The organism is Myxococcus sp. AB056, from assembly GCF_006547365.1.
In the GTDB taxonomy this organism is placed as follows: Bacteria; Myxococcota; Myxococcia; order Myxococcales; family Myxococcaceae; genus Myxococcus; species Myxococcus virescens.
Genome location: NZ_VHLB01000006.1, coordinates 94962 through 105811 on the forward strand (window position 1 = coordinate 94962; position 10850 = coordinate 105811).

The 10850-nt window shown below is 68.1% G+C and carries 4 protein-coding genes; 1 reads left to right on the plus strand and 3 read right to left on the minus strand.

Annotated features, from left to right (window positions below):
* Positions 1-73: 73 nt before the first annotated feature.
* Entirely contained in the window at positions 74-2101 is a 2028-nt protein-coding gene (locus FMP39_RS04720; RefSeq protein ID WP_141588799.1) for a RiPP maturation radical SAM C-methyltransferase, read from the plus strand.
* Positions 2102-2111: 10 nt separating this feature from the next.
* Here the strand turns inward: FMP39_RS04720 and FMP39_RS04725 are convergent, their stop codons facing one another.
* The 3 genes from FMP39_RS04725 to FMP39_RS04735 all read right to left on the minus strand — a co-directional run bounded on the left by FMP39_RS04725 (position 2112) and on the right by FMP39_RS04735 (position 10827).
* Positions 2112-4493 carry a M28 family metallopeptidase gene (locus FMP39_RS04725; RefSeq protein ID WP_194858236.1) on the minus strand — a complete coding sequence of 794 codons (2382 nt, stop codon included), beginning with the start codon at positions 4491-4493 and terminating at the stop codon, positions 2112-2114.
* Between the two features lie 93 nt (positions 4494-4586).
* The gene (locus tag FMP39_RS04730) at positions 4587-9134 is read right to left on the minus strand and encodes a non-ribosomal peptide synthetase (RefSeq protein WP_194858237.1); all 4548 of its coding nucleotides are present in this window, start codon (positions 9132-9134) and stop codon (positions 4587-4589) included.
* 13 nt (positions 9135-9147) lie between these two features.
* On the minus strand, positions 9148-10827 hold the full coding sequence (locus FMP39_RS04735; protein WP_141588802.1) for a PhpK family radical SAM P-methyltransferase: 1680 nt from the start codon (positions 10825-10827) through the stop codon (positions 9148-9150).
* Between the last annotated feature and the right edge of the window lie 23 nt (positions 10828-10850).

The following is a 10850-nucleotide window of genomic DNA, read 5'->3' on the forward strand; positions in this document are numbered from 1 at the left end:
GCCACAGGGCGTCTGGAGAGGAGTTTCGTGCTGCGGTAAAGTCTTTCCTCTCCCGTCTCCGCGTGGGTGCCTTTTGAGGATCTGTCTCATCGCGCTTCCCTGGTCTCTGTACCGCCATCCATCGGCCGCCCTGGGCGCGCTGTGCGCCTACCTGAAGCAGCAGGAGCCCACGCTCGAGGTGGTGTGCCGTTCTGACTTTCTCGACGCGGCGGCTGCGCTCGGTTTCGGCTGCTACGACCGGATCTCGCAGTCCTCTTACGATGTCGGCGAAATGTTGTACGCAGCGCTGTGTTTTCCGGAGAGGAAGGAGCAGGTGCGCGCCTTCTTCATCTCGCGGATGGAGGAGTCAGGTGCGCCGCTCACGGGAGCGGGCAGCTTCCTCGACCCGGAGATTCACGGCGAGCGTCCTACCTGGTCGAGCGCGTTCGACGTCATCCAGGCCCGCTTGGAGGCGCACCTGGACCGCGTGGCGGAAGAGGTGGCCGGACGCTACCAGCTCGTCGGTTTGACGACTTGCTTCGGACAGCTCTTCGCGAACCTGGCGCTCAGCATGCGAATCAAGCGGCGCTCCACCGGGACGCGGATTGTGCTCGGAGGTTCGACGGTCTCCGAGCGCGTCGGTCCCTCTCTCTTGAAGGAGCTCGACTGCTTCGACTACGTCATCCAGGGTGAGGGCGAGCAGCCGCTGCTGGCGTTGGCGCGCGGACTGGCCGCTGAAGAGGACGTCAGCGGCCTGAAGGGGCTCATCACGCGAGAGACCGCCAGCGCCCTGCCGCGCGGCGCGCCCTTCTGGGAGGTGTCCGACGTCAACAGCCTGCCCATCCCTGATTACAGCGAGTACGCGACCCGGGCGGAGGCGCTCAACTTCCTCTGGCTGATGACGGTGGAAGGCTCCCGGGGCTGTTGGTGGGATCGCGCGAAGCGGACCGGCAACCCCAAGGCGACGTGTCACTTCTGCAACCTGAACGTGCAATGGAGTGGCTACCGCGAGAAGGGGGCCGAGCGGCTCGTTTCAGAGGTGGTGGCCCTCAACGAGCGCTACCACAACAACGTTCTTTTCTTCCTAGACAACATCATTCGGCTCAAGGGGGTGGATGAGTTCGCGCAACGGCTCATCGATACCGGCAAGGACTGGGTCATCTTCTATGAGATGCGTGCCAACATCCGTCCCCACGAGCTGTTGATGTTGTGGCAGGCCGGTGTCCGGTTCGTCCAGTTCGGCATCGAGAGTCTCTCCGAGTCGTACTTGAAGCGGATCGGCAAGGGGACGTCGGTCATCACCAACCTGCAGGTGATGAAGATCTGCCATGAGCTGGGAATCTCTAACGGCGCGAATCTCCTCACCGACTTCCCTGGCGGGCGGCCGGAGGAAGTGGCGGAGACCTGCGAGACCATCCAACGGTACGCGCTCGGCTACGAGCCGCTCTCGGCCAACCGTTTCTGGCTCGGACGCGGGGCCACCGTCCAGGTGTTGAGCCAGGAGTACGGGGTCCGCAACCTGCGCAACGCCGACTTCTACCGGGCCGGGTTGCCCGAGGCGCTCTACGAGCGGCTGTACCTGCTCGATCTGTCGTACGACCAGGACGGACCCGTGGCTGACTGGAGCCACGTCCGCGCGCTCTGCAAGCAGTGGGGGGCCGCTTACTCCGCAGCACGCGCCAGCGAGTACCGGCACCTGCTGACGTACCTCGACAGCGGGCAGTCCATGCGCATCTTCGATGCGCGGACCGGCGTGCTCCGGACCTCCGTGTTCAAGGGCCTCGCGCGCGATGTCTACATGTACTGCGCGGAGATACGCCGCTGGGACGATCTCAACCAGGAGTTCATCGAGCCGGGCAGGGCCACCGCGCAGCAGATTGCGGAGCTCCTCGAGGGGTGGAACCAGCAGGGCTTGCTGTACCGGGAAGGGGAGCGCTTGGAGGGGGGCCGGTTCCTCTCACTGGCCCCCGCCTTCACGCCTGAGCTGGCGTCGCGGCGCATCCGTGCGGCCCACGCGGCGGAATTGAAGCGGCGCGGCGCCAGGGCTGATGCGCCGAAGCCCCATCCCATGCCTCCTCGCGCGGGTGACAAGGCCCCGCCGCCCGTCCAGGTGAAGGCGTAGGCCGGGCGGGTCAGAGCCGGATGGTGGCGTACGTGGAGACGCGCAGGTTCGCTGTCGTCCACGCGGGGAGCCGCGAACGCGCCTCTTCGAGCGGCGGCGTCCATTCCGCGAAGAAGGCTTGTACGTCCACCGGCACCTCCTCCTGGCCCCTCAGACGCAGCGAGACCTCGTAGTGCCCTCCTGGCGGTGCGAGCACGTCGAGGACATAGACCGAGTCCTCCGGCGCCAGCGGCGGGAGGGGGGCCGGGAGCGACCATCCCGCGAGGGCGGCCCGCGGAATCCGCACCCGGCCGAGGTATGCCGCGCCCAATTGGAGGCGCAGCCGCACGGTCCGGAGCGCGGTGGTTCCGTCGTCCTGTGATTCGAGCACCTCGACCTGGGGTGCAGGCAGGTCCGCGGGCGGCACTGGCGCGGTGTAACCACCGCGAAAGCCCGGCATCCGCGCGGCCGCTTGAAGGGGCCCGGGCTGCCCGGAGAGCGCGGCGCGCGGGTCGGGAAAGTCCCAGCTCGAGTAATGCACCTCACTGCGGCCCTCCTGAAGGCGGTGCTCCAGCCAGAGCCGCTTGGGCCGTTCGGGTGTGTACGGGAAGCGCAGGAGCAGCGCGGCCAGGAAGGCCACGCTCACCGTGGCGAAGGCCGTGGCCGATGGGCCGAAGCGGGACTGCTCCTGGACAGGGGCAAGTCCGAGCACGGTCGCCAGGGCCACCGGCAGCGCTGCCAGCAGTGCCACGAGTGGATCGAGTGGTACCCCCAGCCGAAGGTGGCCCGCCACCGGGACGAAGAGCTCCAGCAGGGAGCGCCCCATCTGCACGGTCAGCAGCAAGCCCGGCACCCAGCCCGCATACAGGGCCATCATCCGAGCGCGAGGCGAGGCGAGGAAGGTGGCGGCGATGAGCCCGAGCGCGCCGCCCACGGTCCACCACAGCGCCAGGTAGGCGGTGCCAAGCCCCAGAAGCTGCAACGCTCCCAGTGTCAGCACCCACAGCCAGAGCCCACCGAGCCAGGCCGTGAATACGCGCTCCTGGGGCGCCACGCCCCGGGCGGCCAGCCTTCGCGCCCACAGCGCGCGGGGGAGCAGCGCCCCAGTCACAGCGAGCGTGCCGAAGGCCGCGACGGCCAGCCACGGCGAGGCGTACCAGCCATGTGGGCGTTCGAATGCGTAGTGGGGCAGGAAGCCGAAGGCAATCGGCACCACCAGCGCCACCGCGAGCGAAAGCGTACAGAAGCCGAGCCCCTCGGCGGCCAGGGACAGGCGGACGAGTTTCCGCCGAGTGGCGAGGACGGTGGCGCCAGCCACCAGCAGCGCGGCGGCCGCGGCCCAGGCCCACGCCGCGTGGGCGCTGTACTGGAGCATCCAGCGCCCCAGCACGTCGTAGTAGATGGACGGGCCCGAGCCTTTCCCGTCCGGGAATGGCCGAGTGGCGAGCTCGCGTGTCACGGCCAGCGCGCTTTCGCCCATGTGCTGAAGGCTTCCGGGTTCTACCCGCTCAGGCCGATCCAACGGGGAGTGCACCGCATAGCCGTCCCGGAAGAGGGCGAGATCCAATCCGGAGATGCCCGCGCTGCGGTACACGTGGCCGTCGGTGCCCGCCGGAACCAGTCGATGCTGGAAAAGGTCCTGGCCCAGCACGTCGCCGAACGGTTGGGGCACGGCCCGGGCATAGGCTTCCAGGAGCCAGGATGCGTCCGGCCCGGCCCGGAAGAGGATTGCCCGGCCGCCCAGCCCGGTGGCCTCGAGGTTCAGGAAGGTGCGGACCTGGCTCGCCCACCGGTGCTGCATGAAACCGGCTGCGCCGAGCAGGCCATATTCCTCGGCCCCATTGAAATTGAAGAGGACCGTGTTCTCGAGCTCCGGTCCGTTCGCGAGTGCGCGCGCGACCTCGACCATCGCGGCGATTCCGAGCGCGTCGTCCGCCGCTCCGGCGCCCTCGGGAGAGCTGTCGTAATGGGCCGAGAGGAGCACCGCGTCCGGCCTGCGTCCCGGCAAGCGGGCCACCACGTTCCGGACGGTGTAGGCGACGAGGGTGTCGTCATCGAGATAGAGCCCCTCCGCCTCCTGAATCTCGACCTCGAGGCGCGGAAGCTCGCGCAGCACGCTGGCCAGGTAGGTGGCGGCCTCCTGGTGGGCGGGGGTGCCGGGGATGCGCCGGCCGATGCCCTCTGCCAGGTGCCGCATGACGCGCTGGGCACGCTCTTCGGAGAACTCGGTGGAAGGCGCGTCCGCGGTGCGGGGACTGGGTGTCCGGATTGCTCCGGCCTGGATGGCGACGACCACCAGGGTGAGCCCCAATCCGAGCAGCCAGGGGCGAAGCGCGCCAAACCACGAGGAGGGGGATGGAGGGGCCACGTCGTACCGTGCGAGAGGCGCCACCGTCTCGGCGGCCGTGCCCACGCGAGTCTAAGAGTTCACCGCGCCACCGGAAAGGATGCTTCCGGCAACGCGTTCCGGAGGGCGAGTCCTCCGGAAGAGGTCCACCACCCGGCGCTACTTCTTGAGCTTGCCCAGGAGCTTGTCCAACTTCGACTGGTCCAACCCGGCCAGTGGGAAGTCTGAAGGCGCGAGGACCTGCCGCTCGGGAACCCCGCGCTCCGCGAGCAACGTCCGGAGCGTGTCCAGGTACCGAGCGGAGAGCCGCTCCACGGTGGCGGTCTCATGCAGGTCGGTGCTGAAGTACCAGGTGACATGGAGCTGACCGTCCGCCACGCGGGCAATCACCGCCAGCTTGTGCTGGCGCGTGGGCGCCCGTTGCTCCGGGTGGTCCAGCACGGTGAACCACGGACCCGCGAGGTGGTACTGCCCCACGTACCGGAAGAGCACCTCGGCCTGGGGCGCGCGCGCCAACCGGGCGCGAAGCTCCGCGTCGGGTGAGAGGTAGCGCAGCACCCCGTAGCCCAGGCCCCGGTTCGGCACGGAGCGGAGCTGCTCCTTCACCGTCCGCACGGTGGCGCTGGGCCCCGCCCGTTCCGGCGTGAGCCGCACGGGGTACAGCGAGGTGAGCCAGCCCACCGTCCGGGAGAGATCGACGTCCTCGAAGACGTCCTCGCGCCCGTGGCCTTCGATGTCGAGCAGCACTTCCGGATGACCCGTCCATTCGTGCAGGGTCCAGGCCAGGGTGGCGATCAGCAGCTCGCCAATCTCACACCGGTACGCCTCGGGCAGCTCGTTGAGCAGGAGCCGGCTCTCTTCAGGCGACAGGGCGTGTGTGAATTCCCGCTCCAGGCTTGTGGGAACCTGGGGCTCCGGGCGCTCCACAGGAAGCGGCCGGGGTGGCTCCTTCCCCTGCGCGGTCCAGTGCGCGAGTTCCTCCCGCAGCCGGGGCGAGTCCGCGTAGCCCTGGAGGCGCTCGAGCCAGTCGCGGACCGAAGTGGTCCTGGGCGGCAGCTTGCATTCGCCGCCTCCTCCGAGCTGCTCGTAAGCGAGCTGGAGTTGTTCGAAGAGGACGCGCCAGGAGACGCCGTCCACCACGAGCCGGTGCGCGGCGATCATCAGCCGGCTCGGGCGGTGGGGGCCCAGCTCGAGCAGGGCTGTCACCACCACGGGGCCCCCGTCCAACCGGAGCTTCGCCTGGAGTTCCTGCCCCAGCGCTTGGAATCGCTCCTCGAGCAAGGCGTCAGGGACCGAAGCGAGGTCAATCCGGGTGAACGGCATCGGTGCGCCAGGCGGGGTCATGAGGGCTTCCCAGCCGGAGCCATTGCGCGTCACCCTGAGCCTGAGCACGTCGTGGTGGTTCAGCAGCGCGGTCAATGCCTGCTGGAGCCTGGACGGGTCCAGGGGTTGCCGCGCTTCGAGGGGTACGACAATGCCCCAGCCATCCAGGTCCGGTACTTCCTGCTCCAGGAACCAGCGCTGGATCTGGGTCAGCGGCAGGGGGCCGGTGACCGGGCCCTCGTCGTCGGGAGAGGCAGGTGCCTGGGCCGCGACGCTGGCCAGCTCGGCGATGGTCTGGTGCTTGAAGAGCTGCCGCGGGGTGAGCTTGAGCCCCGCCTGGTCGGCTTTCGAAACGACGAGGATCCCCAGGATGGAGTCCCCACCGACGCTGAAGAAGTTGTCGGTGACCGACACCTCCTTCAGGTTCAGGACCTGGCACCAGATGTCCGCCAGGGTGGCTTCCACGGGCGTCCGGGGGGCAACGAGTTGGCTGCGTTGCCTCCTCCGTGCCTCGTCCAGGGAGGGGAGGGCCTCGTGGTTGACCTTCCCATTCAGGGTGAGCGGCAGCTTCTTCAGGTGGACGTAGACATTCGGGAGCACCTCCTCGATGAGCCGCTCCGCGAGGAAGGCGCGGAGTTGAGCGTGCTCCTGCTCCTGGCGCGAGACGTAGTAGGCGACGAGCACCTCGTTACCGTTCGTGTCCCGTTTCAGCATCATCACGCTGTCGCGCACTTGAGGGTGCTGATTGAGCGCGTGGCGCAGCTCGTTCAGCTCGATACGGTAGCCGTGGTACTTCACCTGGTTGTCCGCCCGGCCGAGGTGCTCCAGGGTTCCGTCGGGCAGGTGGCGGGCGAGATCCCCCGTCCGGTACATCCTGGCACCGGGCGTGGCGCTGAAGGGATTGGGGAGGAACGACTGCGCGGTCAGGTCTGGACGGTTCAGGTACCCCCGGGCGAGCGCAGCACCACCGATGTAGAGCTCGCCGCTCATGCCCACTGCCACGGGCCGCAGCCTCGCGTCGAGCACGTAGACCTGGGTGTTGTCGATGGGGCGCTCGAGCGGGAGGGTGTTGTTCGCGGCGAAGGGCCGCGACGAATCCAGCCGGAACGTCATCACGCCCACCGTCGTCTCCGTGGGCCCGTAGTGGTTGTAGATGCGGCACCCGGGCGCCTGGGCTTGCAGTTCTTCGGCCCACGCGAGGGGCGTCGCCTCGCCGCCAAGGATGAGCCGCTGCCGCGGGAGAAGCGCCCCGGCTGTGCCAGCGCTCGCGAGCGCGCGCAGGTGGCTGGGGACAATCTTGAGCACGTCAATCGGGTTGCGCTGGAGGTACTCCACGAAGGCCGCCGGATCCGACACGCGCTCGGCGGAGATGACGTGCAGGGTTCCACCGAGACAGAGCGCGGGGAAGATGACGGTATTGCCGAGGTCCGCCGAGAAGGTGGAGACGGTGGCGTAGGCAGCGCCTTCGGGCAGGTCCAGCCGCTCCATCACGCTCGCAACATAGTTGTGGAGTTGCCGATGCTCGACGACGACACCCTTGGGACGGCCGGTGGAGCCGGAGGTGAAGAGGACGTACGCGGGGTGCTCCAGCAGGGCTCCGCCGCGTGGGGCACTGGTAGGTTCCCCGGCGAAGGTGGCCTCTTCGTCGAGGCACAGCACCTCGCGCCCCTCGGCCTCGGGTACGGTTTCGCGCAACCGTTTCTGGGTGAGGAGGACCTTCGCCTGGATGTCGTCAAGCAGCCCGGCGAGCCGTTGCCGGGGTTGGCCCGGATCGAGCGGGACGTAGGCCCCGCCAGACTTCAGGACGGCCAGGATTCCCACCATGATTTCGAGCGAGCGGTTGAGGTACAGCCCCACACGCATCTCCGGACCCACGCCCCGGCGTCGGAGCGCGTGCGCCACCCGGTTGGCCCACGCGTCGAGCTGCGCGTAGGTGAGCGTGCGCTCCTCGTAGACGAGTGCCACCCGGTCCGGATGGCGTGAGGCTTGTTCTTCCACCCAGGTGTGGACGCAGCGCGCCGGGTGCTCCCGGGCCGTGGCGTTGAAGTCCACCAGCAACCGTGCCCGCTCGCGTGGGCTCACCGCATCCAAGCCATCCAGCCGCGCCCGCGGCGAGCCGGCTATCTGCTCCAGGAGCGCTTCGAGTTGCCCAAGCACCTGTTCAGCGGCAGCGGGCGGGAAGAGGCTTCGATCGTACTGGAGTTCGAGCGTGAGCGTGGACCGCGTTCGCAGGCAGCAGAGGCACAGCTTGGATTGATCCACGTAGGCGCGTGCCGATTCGAGCCGGAGCACACCCGCGCCCTCGTGCGGCGTCTCCGGCACGTCCTCCCAGCGGAAGCCGATGGCGGGGAAGTCCCGGCCAGGGACGCGCTCGCCATCCGAGGCGGGCCAGACATAGTACCGTTGCCACTCCAGCGCTTCGCGCCGCTCCTGCTGGAGCTGGAGGGCCAGCTCGCCCAGCGGCTGGGCCGCGTCGAGGCGGACGCGGAGCGGCACCCAGCGGGAGAGGGGGCCGACCACTTCCGCCAGTTCCTCGTGCTCGCGTCCGTCGCTCTGAAGGCCCAGCACGAGGTCCGTCTGGCCGGTCAGCTTCCAGAGCTCCGCGCTCCAGGTGGCGAGCAGCAGGCCCTCGAGGGAGCACCCCAGCTCGCGCGCCGCAGCGTCGAGCCGCGACAGCCGCTCGCCGTTCAGCGTCAACTCGAGCGACGCCGGGTCGAACGCCTGCGCCGCGTTCGCGGGCCTTTCAAAGGGCAGTGTCACCGCCGCGCCTGCGGTGGTCCCGTGCTTCTCCCAAAAGGTGGCCGCGGGGTGGTCTCGCTCCGTCAGCTCCTCGCGGAGCTCGTTCTGCCATTCAGAGAACGAGAGGTGAGAGGCCTGCTCTCCGTCCTGCTCCGGTTCCTGGGCTTGCCCTGCGATGTCTCGCTGAAGCTCCGAGCAGAAGCGCCGCAGGGTGGCGGCGTCGGCGCATAGCGCTGGCGCGACCAGCCCCAGCAGGTGCTGCCCGGTGTCCAACGTCATCAGGCTCACGCGCAGGACGGGGCCGGTGTCGAGCTCGAAAGCGCGCTGGCCCACCTGTTGGAAGTGGGCGAGGGCGCGTTCCTCGCGCGTGGCGGCGGGGAAGGTGCGGAAGTCCACCCGGTCCCACTCCACCTCGCCGCTCGCCATCAGCTCCTGCACGGGGGCGTCCAGTCCCGGCAGGCTCGGGAAGCGAGTTCGGAGCGGCTCATGTCGCGCGACGAGCCGCGCCACCGCGTGCTCGAGGGCACCGGGTTGGGGGGCGCCCTCGAGCCGCATCAATGCCTGGGCCCGAAGCGTCTGGTGCTTGCCGTGCAACCGCCACAGACGAAGCTGCTGAGGAGAGAGCCGATACGCTTCGATGCTCAATTGCGAACTCCCATCATCTTCCAGCCAGCACCGCTTGGGACGAGGCGCCGCTCCATTGGCGCACCAGCGCTTCCATCTGCCCCACGTAGTCCCGCTGCTGGACGCGCTTCGTCTCCGAGGAGACGGAGGCGATCTCCAGCGCAAGGAGCTGGTGGGCCAGCCGCATCAGCGCCTTGAACTGCTCCGTCTTGAGCCCCCGCCCGAGCAGGTAGGGGATGATCCAGAAGTCGAATGACCACTGCGGCAACCAGACGGAGTCCTTCATCGTGAGGAACATCCGGTCGATGTGATCCATCGCCTCCAGGCTCTCCATGGTGTCGTGCCGCCAGATGAACCCCTGGCCGGTAATCCCATACTGCTGCCGCTTCGCATCCACGGCGGTACCGGGTTCGCAGTACCAGAGCTGGGTGCGGTAGTAGTCCGGCCGGGTCTCCTGGATGAACGCGAGGGTCTCGTCGACCGTCTCTTCCGTCTCGCCGGGGAAGCCCAGGATGAATGACGCGAAGGTGAGGATGCCGTGGGCATGCAGCCGCTTCATGCCGCTCACGTACTTCTCCACCGTCGCGGCCTTGTTCATGTTGGCCAGGATTCGCGGCGAGCCGGATTCAATCCCAAGGAAGACGCCGCGGCACCCGCTCTGCGCCGCCAGGTCCACGGCCTCATCGTCCGAGTTGCTGCACCGGAAATAGGAGAACCAGTTGAAGCCGTAGCGGCGCTCGATCAGCAACCGGCACAGTTCCTTGAAGCGCTTCAGCGGCACGTTGAACGTATCGTCAATGAAGACGACGTTCTGGGTGCCCAGCTCGGCCATCGCGTCCAGTTCGCGTGCCACCGCATCCAGGCTCGCCAGGGTCAGGCTGCCGGCACGCATGGGATAGGCACAGAACGAGCAACTGTATGCACAGCTCCGGGCGGTGCGGGTCTGGAGCGTGGGGCCCAGGGGGTTCTCCGCCATGCCGCGCCAGTCGATGATGTTCTCGTCGAGGGAGTTGCTTTCCGCCTGCGGTGGGTTGATGCGATAGCGCCCAGCGCGGACGGGCCCTCCCTCGGCGGGGTAGATGAGGTTGGGGACGTCGCCCAGCTCCTGGCCCGCCTTCAGCCGGTCGAGGACCCGCGAGAGCGTGAGTTCGCCCTGGCTCTCGACGACGTAGATGTCCGCACCGAGGTCGTCGAGCACCACCGCGAGTTCATTTCCCTCGTAGCGCCGGTGATGATTGGAAACCAGCGGACCGCCGACGATGATCCGGACGTCGGGGTTGTGCTGGCGGATGAACTGCACCATCTCGATGACGGGATCATTGAGGACGTAGAAGGTGGTGGTGATGGCCACCGCGCGAGGGTTTTGAGCGAGCAGCTCGGCCAGGCGCTCCTTCTCGTGCTGGAACAGGTTGAGGTACGTCACGTCATGGCCGTGGCGGCGCAGGAAGCTGCTGAGATAGACGGCAGCGAGGCTGGGGATGCCTCCAGAGCGGAACGCTGCGTGCGGCGTCCCCGAGGGGAGGGCCCTGCGGTACACGTGGTTCAGCAGGTCCACGTAGTTGAGCCGCTTGCCTTCGAGCTCGATGAAGCTGAACTTCAGATCCCGATACGCTTCGGAGTCCTCGCCATAGCGCCTGATTCCGGCTTCGTACTCGTCGAACGGGGTCTCGTTGTACCCGATGACGATGCAATCGCGACGTGTCGCCTCCGCCATGACCGCTCCCCTGTGCTTCGGCC